This window comes from Serratia sp. FDAARGOS_506 (genome assembly GCF_003812745.1).
GTDB lineage: Bacteria > Pseudomonadota > Gammaproteobacteria > Enterobacterales > Enterobacteriaceae > Serratia.
On sequence record NZ_CP033831.1, the window covers coordinates 2,280,396 to 2,296,654 of the forward strand.

Annotated in this window: 15 protein-coding genes; 11 read left to right on the forward strand and 4 right to left on the reverse strand. The window is 60.3% G+C overall.

The genetic code is table 11. From position 1 onward, the window contains the following. The first annotated feature begins 3 nt into the window (after positions 1-3). From ispD to rpoS, 7 genes are all read left to right on the forward strand, one after another. A complete protein-coding gene (gene ispD / locus EGY12_RS10945; RefSeq protein WP_123893575.1) occupies positions 4-711 on the forward strand; it encodes a 2-C-methyl-D-erythritol 4-phosphate cytidylyltransferase in 708 nt (235 codons plus the stop codon). Positions 712-721: 10 nt separating this feature from the next. Beyond that, the gene (gene ispF / locus EGY12_RS10950) at positions 722-1,195 is read left to right on the forward strand and encodes a 2-C-methyl-D-erythritol 2,4-cyclodiphosphate synthase (RefSeq protein ID WP_004932594.1); all 474 of its coding nucleotides are present in this window, start codon (positions 722-724) and stop codon (positions 1,193-1,195) included. Positions 1,196-1,199: 4 nt separating this feature from the next. Then, positions 1,200-2,246, forward strand: coding sequence for a tRNA pseudouridine(13) synthase TruD (gene truD / locus EGY12_RS10955; protein WP_123893577.1), 1,047 nt, complete (start codon positions 1,200-1,202; stop codon positions 2,244-2,246). After that, positions 2,227-2,988, forward strand: coding sequence for a 5'/3'-nucleotidase SurE (surE, locus tag EGY12_RS10960; protein ID WP_172962915.1), 762 nt, complete (start codon positions 2,227-2,229; stop codon positions 2,986-2,988). The genes truD and surE overlap by 20 nt, the downstream gene beginning before the upstream one ends. Next, complete coding sequence (locus EGY12_RS10965) at positions 2,982-3,608, forward strand: protein-L-isoaspartate(D-aspartate) O-methyltransferase (protein ID WP_123893581.1); 627 nt, start codon at positions 2,982-2,984, stop codon at positions 3,606-3,608. Before surE ends, EGY12_RS10965 begins: the two co-directional genes overlap by 7 nt. 325 nt (positions 3,609-3,933) lie before the next feature. Beyond that, positions 3,934-4,932, forward strand: a complete 999-nt coding sequence (gene nlpD / locus EGY12_RS10970) for a murein hydrolase activator NlpD (RefSeq protein ID WP_048232682.1) — start codon at positions 3,934-3,936, stop codon at positions 4,930-4,932. Between the two features lie 54 nt (positions 4,933-4,986). Further along, the gene (gene rpoS, locus EGY12_RS10975; RefSeq protein WP_004932578.1) at positions 4,987-5,985 is read left to right on the forward strand and encodes an RNA polymerase sigma factor RpoS; all 999 of its coding nucleotides are present in this window, start codon (positions 4,987-4,989) and stop codon (positions 5,983-5,985) included. A 79-nt stretch (positions 5,986-6,064) separates the two neighbouring features. Here rpoS and mutS read toward each other — a convergent pair whose 3' ends face one another. From mutS to EGY12_RS10995, 4 genes are all read right to left on the reverse strand, one after another. Next, positions 6,065-8,620 (reverse strand): DNA mismatch repair protein MutS, encoded by a 2,556-nt coding sequence (gene mutS / locus EGY12_RS10980; protein WP_123893583.1) that lies wholly within the window; start codon positions 8,618-8,620, stop codon positions 6,065-6,067. A gap of 310 nt (positions 8,621-8,930) precedes the next feature. After that, positions 8,931-9,923, reverse strand: coding sequence for a hypothetical protein (locus EGY12_RS10985; protein ID WP_253722952.1), 993 nt, complete (start codon positions 9,921-9,923; stop codon positions 8,931-8,933). Positions 9,924-9,952: 29 nt separating this feature from the next. Continuing rightward, entirely contained in the window at positions 9,953-10,924 is a 972-nt protein-coding gene (locus EGY12_RS10990; protein ID WP_123893585.1) for an aldo/keto reductase, read from the reverse strand. A gap of 12 nt (positions 10,925-10,936) precedes the next feature. Further along, complete coding sequence (locus EGY12_RS10995) at positions 10,937-11,674, reverse strand: SDR family oxidoreductase (protein ID WP_330113563.1); 738 nt, start codon at positions 11,672-11,674, stop codon at positions 10,937-10,939. A 169-nt stretch (positions 11,675-11,843) separates the two neighbouring features. Between EGY12_RS10995 and EGY12_RS11000 the strand changes: the two genes are divergently transcribed. The 4 genes from EGY12_RS11000 (at position 11,844) to EGY12_RS11015 (ending at position 16,252) form a co-directional block, all read left to right on the forward strand. After that, the gene (locus tag EGY12_RS11000) at positions 11,844-12,737 is read left to right on the forward strand and encodes a LysR family transcriptional regulator (protein WP_123893586.1); all 894 of its coding nucleotides are present in this window, start codon (positions 11,844-11,846) and stop codon (positions 12,735-12,737) included. Between the two features lie 417 nt (positions 12,738-13,154). Continuing rightward, complete coding sequence (locus EGY12_RS11005; RefSeq protein WP_004932561.1) at positions 13,155-13,472, forward strand: PTS sugar transporter subunit IIB; 318 nt, start codon at positions 13,155-13,157, stop codon at positions 13,470-13,472. Positions 13,473-13,484: 12 nt separating this feature from the next. Then, a complete protein-coding gene (gene chbC / locus EGY12_RS11010; protein ID WP_123893588.1) occupies positions 13,485-14,846 on the forward strand; it encodes a PTS N,N'-diacetylchitobiose transporter subunit IIC in 1,362 nt (453 codons plus the stop codon). A 20-nt stretch (positions 14,847-14,866) separates the two neighbouring features. Beyond that, the gene (locus EGY12_RS11015) at positions 14,867-16,252 is read left to right on the forward strand and encodes a glycoside hydrolase family 1 protein (RefSeq protein WP_123893590.1); all 1,386 of its coding nucleotides are present in this window, start codon (positions 14,867-14,869) and stop codon (positions 16,250-16,252) included. Positions 16,253-16,259 lie beyond the last annotated feature (7 nt).

Sequence of the window (16,259 nt, forward strand, 5' to 3'; positions counted from 1 at the left end):
CGCATGAATCACTCCGCAGGTACCTTTCCCTCGGTGATTGCCGTCCTGCCCGCTGCCGGTATCGGCAGCCGCATGCAGGCGGAATGCCCGAAGCAATATTTAACCATCGGCCAACACAGCATCGTTGAACATGCCATCCACGCCCTGTTGCGCCATCCGCGCATTGAGCGGGTGATCGTGGCGATCGGCCCCGAAGATCGCCAGTTCGAACAGTTGCCGATCGCTCAGGATCCGCGGGTGATCGCCACCGAGGGCGGCAAGCAGCGCGCCGATTCGGTGATGGCCGGGCTGAAGCTGGCGGGCGACGCGGACTGGGTGCTGGTGCATGATGCCGCACGCCCCTGCCTGCACGCCGACGATCTCGAGCGCCTGCTGGCGATTACCGCACACAGCAAGGTCGGCGGCATTCTCGCCGCGCCGGTGCGCGACACCATGAAACGCGCCGAACCCGGCCGCGAAACTATCGCTCATACTGTCGAACGCCAGGATCTGTGGCACGCGCTGACGCCGCAGCTGTTTCCGCTGCCGCTGCTTAAGCAGTGTCTGCAGCGCGCGCTGGATGAAGGTGCGAACGTCACCGACGAAGCCTCGGCGTTGGAGCATTGCGGTTATCATCCGCTGCTGATCGCAGGCCGGGCGGACAACATTAAAGTAACGCGGCCGGAGGATTTGGCGCTGGCGGCGTTCTATTTGACTCAGTTAGACAATTAAGGAGCGCATCATGCGTATCGGTCACGGTTTTGACGTACATAAATTCGGCGGCGAAGGCCCGTTGGTGATCGGCGGTGTTCGCATCCCTTACGACAAAGGTTTGCTGGCCCACTCTGACGGTGACGTCGCGCTGCATGCCGCGACCGACGCCTTGCTGGGTGCGGCGGCGTTGGGCGATATCGGCAAACTGTTCCCCGATACCGATCCGGCCTTCAAAGGCGCCGACAGCCGCGAGTTGCTACGCGAAGCCTGGAAACGCATCCGCGCCAAGGGATACCGCCTCGGCAACCTCGATATCACTATTATCGCCCAGGCGCCGAAAATGGCGCCGCACATCCCGCAGATGCGCGTCTTCCTGGCGGAAGATCTGCAGTGCCATATGGATGACGTCAACGTGAAGGCCACGACCACCGAGCAGCTCGGTTTCACCGGGCGCGGCGAGGGTATCGCCTGTGAAGCGGTCGCCTTGCTGATCAAGGAATAACCGCATGGATATGGCGAATCTGACCTGGCTGCATGGCCGGCCGCAGAGCTCCGGGGTGTTGAAAGCCAATCCGGAAGATTTCGTGGTGGTGGAAGATCTGGGCTTCGCGCCGGACGGTGAGGGCGAGCACGTGCTGGTGAACATCCGTAAAAACGGCTGCAATACCCAGTTCGTGGCCGACTACCTGGCGCGCTTCGCCGGTATTCACGCCCGTTCCGTCAGCTATGCCGGTTTGAAGGATCGCCACGCGGTGACCGAACAGTGGTTCTGCTTGCACATGCCGGGTAAGGACACGCCGGATTTCTCCCGGTTTACGCTGGAAGGCTGCGAGGTGCTCTCGTACGCCCGCCACCTGCGTAAAATGCGCATCGGCAACCTGAAGGGCAACCATTTTACGTTGGTGTTGCGCCAGATTTCCGATCGGCAGGACGTGGAACGCCGCCTGCAGGCCATCTCCGCGCAGGGTGTACCGAACTACTTCGGCAGCCAGCGTTTCGGTCGTGGCGGCAACAACCTGGTGATGGCGCGCCGCTGGGCGAATGACGAAATTCGCGTCAAAGAGCGCAGCAAGCGCAGTTTCTACCTGTCCGCCAGCCGCAGCGCGTTGTTTAATCAGGTCGCGAGCAGGCGCCTGGCCGACGGCCTGCAGCGCACCGTGCTGGAAGGTGACGCCCTGCAGCTGAGCGGCCGCGGCAGCTGGTTTGTCGCCAAAGCTGATGAGTTGGTGACGCTGCAACAGCGCTTGGATGCCGGTGAGCTGGTTGTCACCGCGACCTTGCCGGGCGACGGCGAGCCGGGTACTGCCGGCGATGCGTTGGTATTTGAACAGCAATGCTTGGCTGAGCAGCCGGAATTGCTTACGCTTTTAAAGCGCGAGCGTGTCGAACCCGCTCGTCGGGCCCTGCTGTTGCAGCCGCAAAATTTGCAGTGGGACTGGTGGGATGACGTTACCGTGGAACTGCGCTTCTGGCTGCCGGCAGGCAGCTTCGCCACCAGCGTAGTTCGCGAGATCATGCAGCAGGATGACAGTGATGCGGATATTGCTGAGTAACGATGACGGCGTCAGCGCCCCGGGCATTCAGGTGCTGGCGGCGGCGCTGCGGGAATTCGCCGAGGTGCAGGTCGTGGCGCCGGATCGTAACCGCAGCGGCTCTTCCAATGCCCTGACGCTGGAATCGCCGCTGCGCACGCAGACGCTGGACAACGGTGATATCGCTGTGCTGCAGGGGACGCCGACCGACTGTGTCTATCTTGGCGTCAATGCGCTGATGCGCCCGGCGCCGGATATCGTGGTCTCCGGCATCAACGCCGGGCCGAATTTGGGCGATGACGTCATCTACTCCGGCACCGTCGCAGCGGCGATGGAGGGCCGGCATCTGGGGCTGCCCGCGTTGGCGGTGTCGCTGAACGGCCACCAACATTATGCGACCGCCGCCGTCATTACCTGCCGCATCCTGCGCGCGCTGCAGCGCGAACCGTTGCGTACCGGAAAAATTCTGAATATCAACGTTCCGGATCTGCCGCTGGCGGAGATTAAAGGCCTGCGCGTTACCCGTTGCGGCAGCCGTCACCCCGCCGATAAGGTCTTCTGCCAGCAAGATCCGCGCGGACAAAATCTCTACTGGATCGGGCCGCCTGGTGATAAATTTGATGTCGGGCCGGATACCGACTTTGCGGCGGTGGAACAAGGCTATGTGGCGATCACGCCGCTACAGGTGGATTTGACCGCCTACGCGGCGCAGGAAGTCGTGAAAACATGGTTAACCAAGGCAGAGGTTAGCGGGGAATGGTGAACAAGCGTATGCAAACATTGCTGGCGCAGCTGCGGCAGCAGGGGATCCGGGACGAAAAGCTGCTGCGGGCGATCGAAGCCGTGCCGCGCGAGCGTTTTGTTGACGAAGCGCTGGATCATAAGGCCTACGAAAACACTGCGCTGCCGATCGGTTCCGGCCAGACCATTTCTCAGCCTTATATGGTGGCGCGGATGACCGAGCTGCTGAACCTGAAGCCCACTTCACGGGTGCTGGAGATCGGTACCGGTTCTGGTTATCAAACCGCAATCCTGGCACATCTGGTACAACACGTTTGTTCCGTCGAGCGCATCAAGGGGCTGCAGTGGCAGGCCAAGCGCCGCCTGAAGCAGCTCGATCTTCACAATGTTTCCACCCGCCACGGCGACGGCTGGCAAGGTTGGGCGTCGCGTGGCCCGTTCGATGCCATCATCGTCACTGCCGCGCCGCCGGAGATCCCTCAGGCGCTGGTGGAACAATTGGACGACGGCGGTATTTTGGTGCTGCCGGTGGGCGAGCAGGCTCAAACCCTCAAACGTATTCAGCGCCATGGCAACGAGTTCGTTGTCGATGCGGTAGAAGCGGTGCGCTTTGTACCGCTGGTGAAAGGCGAACTGGCCTAGCGATTGTCTGATTTTTCGACCGTATGCAAAATCTGTTGCACTTTCATCACGTCCGGATAAGGTTTTCTCGTTCCAATCAGGTTAATTTTCACTAGAATTGGCCTTTCTACGTAGTTGTCTTATGGTGCGGCAACGCCAATGTAGTTAGCATTGGCGCGCGTTTTGATGCTCCGGCGGGAGATGACCTGGCGTTCAGGGATCGGCCGGCGGCGCCTTTACATCGCAGGGACTGGGAAGTGGCAAAAGCTCGGCTACGATGTAAAGGGTATTTTGGATATATCACTGATATTGCTGTCATGGGGGTAGCATGAGCACGGGAAGCCCAATGATTACGTTACGCCGCGTAGCGGTGTGTACGATGGTAAGTTTGTGGTTGGCGGGTTGTACGAACAATGCCTCGACGTCGGCCCCTATCAGCAGCGTGGGCGGCGGCGGTGCCGTTCCGTCAGGCAATAATAATGGCGGGGCGCAGCAAGTGAGCCCTGAGGGCCGCATTGTCTATAACCGCAGTTATAACGCTATCCCTAAAGGGAGCTACAGCGGCGGCGAAACTTATACGGTCAAGCGCGGCGACACGCTGTTTTACATCGCCTGGATCACCGGTAACGATTTTCGCGACCTGGCGCAGCGCAACAATATTCCCGAGCCATACAGCCTGAATGTTGGCCAAACCATTCAACTTGGTAATGGTTCTGCCAACGGCGGCGGCGGCATGCTGGCGACGACAGACGCGACCAAAGGCGGTGTTCCGAAGCCACCTTCCAGCTCCCAGATCCAGACGGCAACGGTTGATTCTCAATCAACTAACGCGTATTCTGAAAACTCGGGTAAACAGAATGTAGGTAAGATGTTACCTACAGCGGGTGCCGCAGCGGTTGGGACCGCGACTGCACCTGTTACCGCACCGGAAGCCGCTCCACCTGTGAGCAGCACCGTCAGCAACAGTTCTCCGGTCAGTACCTGGAGATGGCCGACTGACGGTAAGATTATTGATAACTTTTCCTCATCAGAAGGTGGGAATAAGGGCGTCGATATCGCCGGTTCCCGTGGGCAGCCTATCTTCGCTACCGCCGATGGCCGCGTAGTGTATGCAGGCAACGCTTTACGGGGTTACGGTAATCTAATCATCATCAAACACAATGATGATTACCTGAGCGCCTACGCTCATAACGACACAATGCTGGTCCGGGAACAACAAGAAGTGAAGGCGGGTCAAAAAATAGCCACCATGGGTAGCACCGGTACCAGTTCAGTACGTTTGCATTTTGAAATTCGTTACAAGGGGAAATCCGTAAACCCGCTGCGTTATCTTCCGCAGCGATAGATTGGGCAGAATACGCTGAGATTCTGCTCGCGGTATCACGGGTAGGAGCAGCATATGAGCCAAAATACGCTGAAAGTTAACGAGTTACATGATGATGCGGATTTCGACGAGAATGGAGCTGAGGCCGAGTCGTTTGATGAAAAAGCGCTGGTAGAAGAAGAGACCAGCGAGAACGATTTAGCGGAAGAAGAGCTGTTGTCTCAAGGCGTTACGCAACGCGTATTGGATGCGACGCAGCTCTATCTGGGTGAGATCGGTTATTCACCTCTGCTGACCGCAGAGGAAGAAGTCTATTTTGCGCGGCGAGCTCTGCGCGGTGACGTGCCGTCCCGCCGCCGCATGATTGAAAGCAACCTGCGGCTGGTGGTGAAAATCGCCCGCCGCTACAGCAACCGCGGTCTGGCGCTGCTGGATCTGATCGAAGAAGGTAACCTCGGTCTGATTCGCGCAGTGGAAAAATTTGATCCGGAACGCGGTTTCCGCTTCTCCACTTACGCAACCTGGTGGATCCGTCAGACGATTGAACGGGCAATCATGAACCAAACCCGTACCATTCGTTTGCCTATCCATATCGTCAAAGAACTGAATGTCTATCTGCGCACCGCGCGCGAGCTTTCTCATAAACTGGATCATGAACCGAGCGCTGAAGAGATTGCCGAGCAACTCGACAAGCCGGTGGATGATGTCAGCCGCATGCTGCGCCTGAATGAGCGCATCACTTCGGTGGATACGCCGCTGGGCGGGGATTCTGAGAAAGCGCTGTTGGACATTCTGGCCGACGAAAAGGACAACGGGCCTGAAGACACCACGCAAGACGACGATATGAAGCAAAGCATCGTCAAATGGTTGTTCGAACTGAACGCCAAACAGCGTGAAGTGTTGGCGCGTCGTTTCGGCCTGCTGGGCTATGAAGCGGCGACGCTGGAAGACGTAGGCCGGGAGATTGGCCTGACGCGCGAGCGCGTCCGTCAGATTCAGGTTGAAGGTCTGCGCCGTCTGCGTGAGATTCTGCAGATGCAGGGCTTGAGCATCGAGGCGCTGTTCCGCGAATAACGCCGGTTGTTGAACCGCATCAAATAAAAACGGTGAGCATGATGCTCACCGTTTTTTTATGCCCGCGTTTGGCGCCAGACTACACCATATTTTTCAGCCGGTAGATCCATTCCAGAGCCTGGCGAGGCGACAGGGAATCCGGATCCAGCGCCTCCAGAGCTTCTACCGCCGGCGAGGTCTCTTCCTGCAGCAGCGTCATCTGGGTGGCATCGACGCTGCCCGAGGCGGTGTGGCTGGAGATAGACTCCAGCTCGCGCAGCTTCTGACGGGCGCGCTTGATGACGTCGCGCGGCACGCCGGCCAATGCGGCGACCGCCAGGCCATAGCTTTTGCTGGCGGCACCGTCCTGCACGCTGTGCATGAAGGCGATGGTGTCGCCATGTTCGAGCGCGTCCAGATGCACATTGACTACGCCTTCCATTTTCTCCGGCAGTGTCGTCAGCTCGAAGTAGTGGGTGGCGAACAGCGTCATCGCCTTGATGCGGTTAGCCAGGTTCTCGGCACAGGCCCAGGCCAACGACAGGCCGTCGTAGGTGGAGGTACCGCGGCCGATTTCATCCATCAACACCAGGCTGTGCTCGGTGGCGTTGTGCAGGATGTTGGCGGTTTCGGTCATCTCCACCATGAAGGTGGAGCGGCCGGAAGCCAGATCGTCCGCCGCGCCGACGCGGGTGAAGATGCGATCCACCGGGCCGATGGTGGCCTTGGTGGCGGGGACGTAACTGCCGATGTGCGCCATCAGCACAATCAGCGCCGTTTGTCGCATATAGGTGCTTTTACCGCCCATGTTCGGGCCGGTGATGATCAGCATGCGGCGCTGTGGCGACAGGGTGAGCGGGTTGGAGATAAACGGCTCGCTCAGCACCTGCTCCACCACCGGGTGGCGGCCTTCGGTAATGCGGATCCCCGGCTGCTCGCTCATGGTCGGGCAAGCGTAGTTCAGGGTATCGGCGCGCTCGGCCAGGTTGGCCAGCACGTCCAGCTCGGCCAGTGCGGCGGCGCTTTGCTGCAATTCCGCCAGGTGCGGCAGCAGCAGATCGAACAGCTCGTCGTACAGGCTTTTCTCGATCGCCAGCGCCTTGCCCTTGGAGGTGAGCACTTTGTCTTCGTACTCTTTCAATTCCGGGATGATGTAGCGCTCGGCGTTTTTCAGCGTCTGGCGTCGCACATAGTGGATCGGCACCAGGTGGCTTTGGCCGCGGCTGACCTGAATGTAGTAGCCGTGTACGCCGTTGAAGCCGACCTTGAGCGTATCCAGCCCCAGCTTTTCACGCTCGCGGATTTCCAGCCGGTCGAGGTAGTCGCTGGCGCCGTCGGCCAATGCGCGCCACTCGTCCAGTTCGCTGTTGTAACCGGGGGCGATCACGCCGCCGTCGCGTACCAGCACCGGCGGCGATTCAATGACCGCGCGTTCCAGCAGTTCGCGCAGCTCGTCGAATTGGCCCACCTGCGACAGCAACTGCTGTACGTGTGGGGTATCCACGTTTTGTAGCAGCGCGCGGATGTCCGGCAGTTGCTGGAAAGCATGCCGCATGCGCGCCAGATCGCGCGGGCGGGCGGTGCGCAGCGCCAGACGCGCCAGAATTCGCTCCTGATCGCCTACCTGACGCAGCGAAGGCTGCAGATCGGTGAACAGGTCCTGCAATGCGCCGATCGCCTGTTGGCGGGCGGTGAGAACCTTGATATCGCGGGTCGGCATGTGCAGCCAGCGTTTCAGCATGCGGCTGCCCATTGGCGTGACTGTGCGATCGAGGATCGCCGCCAGCGTGTTGTCGCTGCCGCCGGACAGGCTCTGCGTCAGTTCCAGGTTGCGGCGGGTCGCGGCGTCCATGATGATGCCGTCCTGCTGGCGTTCCATGGTGATGCCGCGAATGTGCGGCAGTGAAGTGCGCTGGGTATCTTTGACGTACTGCAGCAGGCAGCCGGCGGCGCGCAGCGCCTGATGCGCCTGTTCGACGCCGAAACCGGTCAGGTCGCGGGTGCCGAACTGCAGGTTGAGCTGCTGACGCGCGGTCTCAAGCTCGAATTCCCACAGCGGGCGACGGCGCAGGCCGTGGCGCTGTTCGATCAGCGCCATTTGTTCGAAGGTTTCCGGGTAGAGCAGCTCGGCCGGATTGGTGCGCTGCAGCTCGGCGGCCATGGTTTCCAGATCCTGCGGCTCGGCGACGCGGAAGCGGCCGGAGCTGACGTCCAGGGTGGCGTAACCGAAGCCGCGCGCATCCTGCCAGATCGCCGCCAGCAGGTTGTCCTGACGCTCTTGCAGCAACGCTTCGTCGGTGATGGTGCCGGGGGTGACGATACGCACCACTTTGCGCTCGACCGGCCCTTTGCTGGTGGCCGGATCGCCGATCTGCTCGCAGATGGCGACGGACTCGCCGAGCTGCACCAGCTTGGCCAGGTAGTTCTCCACCGCGTGGTGCGGCACGCCGGCCATCGGGATGGGTTCACCCGCCGAGGCGCCGCGTTTGGTCAGCGAGATATCCAGCAGTTGGGAAGCGCGCTTGGCGTCGTCGTAAAACAGCTCGTAGAAGTCGCCCATGCGGTAGAACAGCAGGATTTCAGGATGCTGGGCCTTGAGGCGCAGGTACTGCTGCATCATCGGCGTATGCGAATCGAGTTTATCGGTGCTATTCATGCGATTATTTTTCCAATCCATTGAATGTAAAGGGAACTGTGATTTTCATTGTCGTCATTCGCTATCACATTGTTTCAGCAGGCGCCGCCCCATTCAGCGCTTGCCGGGCGGCGCAAATCAAATCATCAAAACGCCAGACGGCGCGCTCAAACCTGAGGTTTGCACAGACGCTTATACTAGCCCAGCGGGCAATCGGCTGTCACAGGTAAAAATGGGAAGCGCTGCGCAAGGCCGGTTTGTAACGCAGCGAGATTGTTGTTTGCCTGCGGGCAACAACGCAAGTGTCGCCGCCCGCAGTGGGGCAGCGAATTTATTGCGCGGCGGTGAGAGGTAGGGGCAGTTGATAGAGGCGGAAGCGGTCGGGCACTTCGGTTTCATGGCCGGGCAGCAGGCGGTGGCGGATGCGCGATTCGCTGACGAAGGCGCAGCCTTGTGGGGTGATAGTCAGATTGACCGGCGATTCCATGCCTTCGCGCAAGATCTCAATCTGGTGCATGCCTGCCGCCTTGGGGGATGGGATCCGCAGGATCCGTCCTTGGCCGCTCTGGATCCCGTTCTCCAGCACGATCAGTGCGCCATCCGGCGCCAATCCCATTCCGTCCGGGTTCTCAATCAGGCGCGGCAGCTGCATTTCCGTCAGCTGCGGCTGCGGCTCTTTATAGCTGAGAGTGTAAAGCTTCCCGGTGCCGAAATTGGCGACAGCCATCAGCCGGTCGTCGAGCAGCACGATCCCGGCTGCTCCCAGCCCGCTGGGGGCAGCCAACCGCGAATCTTGAAACAGCGTACTGAATGCCGGTTCGCCCGACCGCAGGCGCAAGATGCCGCCGCCGCGGGTTTCCGTCACGTACACCGTACCGTCTGTGCCGAGCACGATATCGTTGCCCATTTCCCCCGTCGGCAGCGCCAGGCTGCGGTTGAGGGTGCCATCCGCGACGTTCAGCGCATAGATGCGGTTGGCGCGCGTTTTGCCGCCGGAGAGAAAGTCCGGCGAATTGCCCCACAGCAGTCCGCGCCGTTCGTCCAGCCGCAGCGCGTTTGAGGCGAACACCGTGTCAGCGCCTGGGAAGAAGGTTTCCCACGCCTGACCTGGCCGTTTGCGCAGCACGTTGCCGCTGGTGATCAGCCCGACATACAGCGTACCGTCCGCCGCGCGGGCGATGCCATTGGGGTAAAGCGCGCCGGGCGGCAGCGTCATGCTGCTTTCTGTGCAGTCTGCGCTGACGGCGGCCTGCGCCGGCGCGCTAAGGGTGAATGCGGCAGCGAGGGTGAACAACGCCGCTCGCGCGGTAACAGCGTATGACATGTTTCTCTCCGGGAATGAGGGAAAAGGGGCTACCAGCGCTCGGGGCGGGCAGCGTGCGCCATTGGCGCCTCCAGCGCGGCCACGTCTTCCGGCGATAGCCTGAGGTCGAGCGCCGCCAGCGCATCCTGCAGATGGTGTGGCTTGGACATGCCCACCAGCGGCGACGCCACGCCGGGTTTGGCCAACAGCCAAGCCAGCGCGATCTGCGCCGGTGGAACGCCGTACGCGGCCGCCACCTCCGCTACCGCGGTGACGGTGCGTTCCACCTCGTTTCTGCCGCCGTACCAACGGGGTGCCTGTTCGTCGGTGGTGGCGCGCAGCGTGCCGCCACTGCCGGAGCCGGCCAGCACACCGCGGGCTAGTGGCGACCAGGGCGTCAGGCCAAGGCCTTCTTCCAGGCACAGCGGGATCAGCTCTTCTTCGTCTTCACGCGTCACCAGGTTGTATTGGCTTTGCAGCGAAATAAACGGTGCCAGGCGGTGCTGACGTTGAAAGGCCAGCATTTTCATCAGGCGCCAGGCGTGCAGTGAAGACGCGCCGAGATAGCGGATCTTGCCCGCTCGCACCAAGCCGTCGAGGGTGTCGGCAGTTTCTTCGATCGGCGTTTCGGTGTCGAAGCGGTGCAGCACGAACAGATCGAGGTAATCCGTCCCCAACCGCTGTAAAGAGGCGTCGACGCTATGCAACAGGTGCTTGCGCGACAACCCGCGGCTGTTCGGCTGCGCGTCCATCGGAAAGTAGGCCTTGGTGGCGATCACCACGTCTTCACGACGGGCGAACGCCTTCAGCGCGCGGCCGAGAATGCGCTCGCTTTCTCCGTCGGAGTAAATGTTGGCGGTATCGAAAAAGTTGATGCCCGCCTCCAGCGCTTCGCGGATAAAGGGGCGCGCTTCGTCTTCCTTCAGTACCCAGGGCCGCCAGGCCGGATCGCCATAGGTCATGCCGCCCAGACAGAGGCGAGACACTTTCAGGCCGCTGTCGCCAAGCCGAACGTAGTTCATGGCGTCGTCTCCTCAGCGCATGCCGGCGATGGTGTAACCGCCGTCCACCAGCAGGCTTTGGCCGGTGATGAAGCGGGCTTCGTCCGTCGCCAGCCACAGCGCCACATCGCCGATGTCTTCCGATTCGCCCAAGCGGCCGGCGGGCGTGTGGGCGATAAAGGGCGCGAAGGCTGCGCTGTCGGCCACGCTGCCGCGCGCCATCGGCGTGTCGATGATGCCGGGGTTGATGTTGTTGACGCGGATGCCCTGGCCGCTGTATTCGAGCGCCACCGCGCGGATCATCGCATCGAGCGCGCCTTTGCTGGCGGAGTAGCTGGATGAGCCGGCCAACGCACCGTGGGTCAGCCAGGAGGAGGTGTTAACGATCACGCCGCCTGAATGCTGCGCCAGGAAGGTTTCAATCTCATATTTCATCGCCAGCCAGACGCCACGGAGGTTAATGGCGATCACGCGGTCAAAATCCTCGCTGCTCTGTTCGGTGATGGGGGCGAAGTTGCCGATGATGCCGGCGTTGTTGAAGGCGACGTCGAGCCGGCCGTAGTGGGCGGTCACCGTGGCGAGCAGCCTGCGGATGTCGTTTTCCTGGGAGACGTCGGCCACAATGGGCAGAGCGTCGCCGCCAGCGAGCGCGATGTCGCGCGCCGTGGCTTCGATTTCCGCCGCACGCCGGCCGGCCAGCGCCACTTTGGCACCTTCGCGGGCATAGGCCAGCGCGGCTGCGCGGCCGATACCGGTGCCGCCGCCGCTTATCAGCACGACTTTGTCAGCCAGACGGCGCGGCGTTTCATGAGTTGGAGCTGTAGCATTAATCATCGCATCGATACCTGGTAATGGGTTCGATCGCAATGCTATGTTGTTAGATGTCGGATAACTATCCGCTAAAAATTCATCTCACTATTAGATAATTTATATTAATAGCATGAAGAAACCCGAACTGTCCGGCCTGGCGGCCTTCGTGGCTATCGCCCGTGAACGCAGCTTCCGCCGCGCCGCCGCCCGATTGGGCGTGACGCCGCCGACGCTGACCCACACCCTGCGCGAACTGGAAGCGCAGGTGGGCATTCGCCTGCTGAACCGCACCACCCGCAACGTCTCGCCGACGGAGGCCGGTGAGCATCTGTTGGCACAGCTGGTGCCGGCCTTTACCGACATCGACGCCGCGCTGGAGGGCCTGAATGCGTTTCGCGAAGGGCCACGCGGCCTGGTGCGCATCAACGCGCCGCGTTCGGCGATCGAGCTCGCCATCGTTCCGCACCTGGGACGGCTGGCCAGCGAATACCCCGGCATTACGCTGGAGGTGGTGGCGGACGAGGGGTTCGCCAACATTGTCGAGCAGGGCTTTGACGCTGGCATCCGGCTCGGCGAGGATCTGCACAACGATATGCGTGCGGTGCGTCTGACGCCGGACCTGCGTTTTGCCATTGTCGCCACGCCCGACTATTTTCAACGGCACGGCGAGCCGAGGCATCCGCAGGATTTGCTGCAGCACCGCTGCATCGGTTGGCGCAAGGCCTCTTCGGGGGAGCGCTACAAATGGGCATTTCAACAGGGCGAGCAGCGGTTTTCCGTGGCGGTTAACAGCCCGCTTATCGTGGATGATGCCAGGTTGTTACTGCAGGCGGCATTGGCGCACGTTGGCATCGCTTTCGCCATCGAGCAGGAGGTGGAAGAACATTTGGCGAGCGGGCGTCTGCGGCGAGTGTTGGCCGACTGGTGCGCGCCGTTTCCCGGTTTTTACCTTTACTACCCCAACCGCAGGAACCATTCCGTGGCGCTGAGCACGGTGATCGAGTTGCTGCGTCTGCCTACCTAATCCTCTTCACCGACCATCGCGTTCGGATGGCAGTAAGCGAATCAAGCTTGAACTATTTTTATTCCTTCTTCGTTTGTTCGGGCGCAAATAAACCCTTAAATTCTCGGCCAGTTTATAACTTGCTGTTTATAATTGTTATTTGAGTGTTTATTGCGAATATTCCGAATTTTTATCGGTTATTTGAGAGCCCGGTCACACTATTTTTTTATGTGAAATGTGAAGAGGGTCAAGCCATCAGGTCAAGGAGAGACGGTTATTAATCCCCCTGGCTTACCGATCCGTTTTTCATGCTCCGTATACTGTCTGCAACCAGGGCAACGTGACGGAAATTTTCATAAGGAATGTGCGTGAAGCAATCGTGATTGCGTCTGGCATACAAATAACGCGGGGTTTTTTTGATTATCTGAGGTGCTTGGTATGGAAAAGAAAAAAATCTATCTGTTTTGTTCTGCCGGTATGTCCACTTCCCTGTTGGTATCAAAAATGAAGGCGCAGGCCGAGAAATACGAAGTGCCGGTGATCATCGCCGCCTATCCGGAAGCGCTGGCCGCGGAGAAAGGCGTTGAAGCGGATTTGATCCTGCTGGGGCCGCAGATTGCCTACACCTTACCGGAAGTGCAAAAACAGCTGCCCAACAAACCTGTTGAAGTCATCGATCCGCTGCTGTACGGCAAGGTCGATGGGTTGGGTGTGCTGAAGGCCGCGGTGGCCGCTATCAAGAAAGCCAACCAATAACAGGAGGCCGCCGTGAATACCCTCATTGCCTCGCTCGAGAAGGTTATCCTGCCTTTCGCCGTAAAAATCGGTAAGCAGCCCCACGTCAACGCCATCAAGAACGGTTTTATCCGTCTGATGCCGCTGACCTTGACCGGGGCGATGTTCGTGTTGATCAACAATGTGTTCCTGAGCTTCGGCGAGGGATCGTTCTTCTATTCGTTGGGCGTGCGCCTGGATGCCTCCACCATAGAGACGCTGAACGGCCTGAAGAGCATCGGCGGCAGCGTTTACAACGGTACGCTGGGGATCATGTCCCTGATGACGCCGTTCTTTATCAGCATGGCGTTGGCCGAAGAGCGCAAGGTCGATCCATTGGCCTCGGCGCTGCTGGCGGTGGCGGCCTTCATGACCGTCACGCCGTTCAACGTCGGCGAGGCCTATGCGGTGGGCGCCAACTGGCTGGGCGGTGCCAACATCATTTCCGGCATGGTGATCGGGCTGGCGGTGGCCGAGATGTTCGCCTTCATCGTGCGGCGCAACTGGGTGATTACCCTGCCGGACAGCGTGCCGGCTTCGGTGTCGCGCTCCTTCTCGGCGCTGATCCCCGGCTTCGTCATCCTCTCCATCATGGGGCTGGTGGCGTTTGCGCTGGCTCACTGGGGTACCAACTTCCACCAGATCATCATGGACGGCATTTCGGCGCCGCTGGCTAAAATGGGCAGCGTGGTGGGCTGGGTATACGTGCTGTTCTCTTCGCTGCTGTGGTTCTTTGGGGTGCACGGCTCCATGGCGCTGGCGGCGTTGGACAGCGGCATCATGACGCCGTTCGCGTTGGAAAACGTGGAGTTGTATAACCAGTACGGTTCGGTCGAAGCGGCGGTGGCCGCGGGGAAAGAGTTCCACATGTGGGCGAAACCGTTCGTCGATTCCTATATCTACCTCGGTGGCACCGGCTCGACGCTGGGCCTGATCATCGCCATTTTCATCGCCTCGCGCCGCGAAGACTACCGCCAGGTCGCCAAACTGGCGACGCCGTCCGGCATCTTCCAGATCAACGAACCGATTCTGTTCGGCCTGCCGGTGATCATGAACCCGGTGATGTTCATTCCGTTCATCCTGGTACAGCCGGTGCTGACTATCATTACCTCGCTGGCTTATTATTCCGGGCTGATCCCGCCGATCACCAACATCGCGCCCTGGACCATGCCGGTCGGCCTGGGGGCGTTCTTCAACACCAACGGCAGCATCATGGCGATGTTGCTGAGTTTGTTCAACCTGGCGGTCGCCACCGTGATTTATCTGCCGTTCGTGGCGATCTCCAACAAGGCGCAGAGCCAGATCGACGCGGCGACGGAAAGCGAAGAAGACATCGCCAAGGCGCTGAAATTCTAACTGTGGAACGGGGCGCGAGTATGGAATATCAATTTGCCGACGGGTTCTGGTGGGGGAGCGCTACCTCCGCGCCACAGTCTGAAGGGGCGGCCGCGCGGGACGGCAAGAGCCGCAACATCTTCGACTATTGGTTCGAGATCGCGCCCGAGCGCTTTCACGATCGGGTGGGGCCGACCGTAGCCTCAACCTTTTATGACCATTTCCGCACCGATATCGGGCTGCTAAAAACGTTGGGCCACAATACCTTCAGAACCTCGATCTCGTGGTCGCGGCTGATCCCGGACGGCGACGGTGAGGTGAATCCGCAGGCGGTGGCGTTCTATAACGCGATGATAGACGAGCTGCTGGCGCAGGGCATCACCCCGTTTATCAATCTCTACCACTTCGATATGCCGCTGTGCATGCAGCAGCGCGGCGGCTGGGAAAGCCGGGCGGTGATTGAAGCCTATGCACGTTACGCCGATGTCTGCTTCGGTCTGTTTGGCGATCGGGTCACCCACTGGTTCACCTTCAACGAGCCGATCGTGCCGGTGGAAGCCGGTTACCTGAATGACCTGCACTACCCTTGCGTGGTGGACTTCAAACGGGCGGTCGCCGTGGCGTACCACAGCGTTCTGGCGCATGCCATGGCGGTGCAGCGTTTCAGAGCACGTGAGCTGCCGGGGAGCATCGGCATCATCCTGAACCTGAGCCCGACCTATCCGCGTTCCGACGCGCCGGAGGATCGGCAGGCCGCGCACGACGCCGATCTGCTGCTCAACCGCAGTTTCCTCGATCCGGTCGCCAAAGGGCGTTATCCGGTGGCGTTGCTGCAGCTGCTGCAGCGGCATGGGCTGATGCCCTACTGCGAGCCGCAGGATGCGCAGCTGATTGAAGGCGGCGTGGTGGACATCCTCGGCGTCAACTATTACCAACCGCGCAGGGTGCAGGCGAAAGAGGGGCGTCGTGCCGAGGGGCCGATCGCATCGCCGGAGGATTTGTTCAGTTACTATGCAATGCCGGGCCGCAAAATCAATCCGCACCGCGGCTGGGAAATTTACGAGAAGGGGCTGTACGACATCCTGATGGATCTGAAAGAGAACTACGGCAATCTGCCTTGTTATATTTCGGAAAACGGCATGGGCGTTGAAGGCGAAGAAGCGTTTATCGGCGCCGATGGGCGGGTGGAGGACGATTACCGCATCGACTTTATTCGCGAGCATCTGAAATGGCTGCATCGCGCGTTGGCGGAAGGCTCGCAGTGCAAAGGCTATCATCTGTGGACCTTTATCGACTGCTGGTCCTGGCTGAACGCCTACAAGAATCGTTATGGGCTGGTGCGGCTGGATCGGGCGGATCAGCGCCGCACCATCAAGAAAAGCGGCTACTGGTTTGCCGAGGCGGCCAGACGCAACGGATTTGACTAACGGGAGG

Excerpts from the sequence above, each read along its gene's own strand:
- ispD (WP_123893575.1), top strand. The coding sequence starts at position 4 with ATGAATCACTCCGCAGGTACCTTTCCCTCGGTGATTGCCGTCCTGCCC.
- ispF (WP_004932594.1), top strand. The coding sequence starts at position 722 with ATGCGTATCGGTCACGGTTTTGACGTACATAAATTCGGCGGCGAAGGC.
- truD (WP_123893577.1), top strand. The coding sequence starts at position 1,200 with ATGGATATGGCGAATCTGACCTGGCTGCATGGCCGGCCGCAGAGCTCC.
- surE (WP_172962915.1), top strand. The coding sequence starts at position 2,227 with ATGCGGATATTGCTGAGTAACGATGACGGCGTCAGCGCCCCGGGCATT.
- EGY12_RS10965 (WP_123893581.1), top strand. The coding sequence starts at position 2,982 with ATGGTGAACAAGCGTATGCAAACATTGCTGGCGCAGCTGCGGCAGCAG.
- nlpD (WP_048232682.1), top strand. The coding sequence starts at position 3,934 with ATGATTACGTTACGCCGCGTAGCGGTGTGTACGATGGTAAGTTTGTGG.
- rpoS (WP_004932578.1), top strand. The coding sequence starts at position 4,987 with ATGAGCCAAAATACGCTGAAAGTTAACGAGTTACATGATGATGCGGAT.
- mutS (WP_123893583.1), bottom strand. The coding sequence starts at position 8,620 with ATGAATAGCACCGATAAACTCGATTCGCATACGCCGATGATGCAGCAG.
- EGY12_RS10985 (WP_253722952.1), bottom strand. The coding sequence starts at position 9,923 with ATGTCATACGCTGTTACCGCGCGAGCGGCGTTGTTCACCCTCGCTGCC.
- EGY12_RS10990 (WP_123893585.1), bottom strand. The coding sequence starts at position 10,924 with ATGAACTACGTTCGGCTTGGCGACAGCGGCCTGAAAGTGTCTCGCCTC.
- EGY12_RS11000 (WP_123893586.1), top strand. The coding sequence starts at position 11,844 with ATGAAGAAACCCGAACTGTCCGGCCTGGCGGCCTTCGTGGCTATCGCC.
- EGY12_RS11005 (WP_004932561.1), top strand. The coding sequence starts at position 13,155 with ATGGAAAAGAAAAAAATCTATCTGTTTTGTTCTGCCGGTATGTCCACT.
- EGY12_RS11015 (WP_123893590.1), top strand. The coding sequence starts at position 14,867 with ATGGAATATCAATTTGCCGACGGGTTCTGGTGGGGGAGCGCTACCTCC.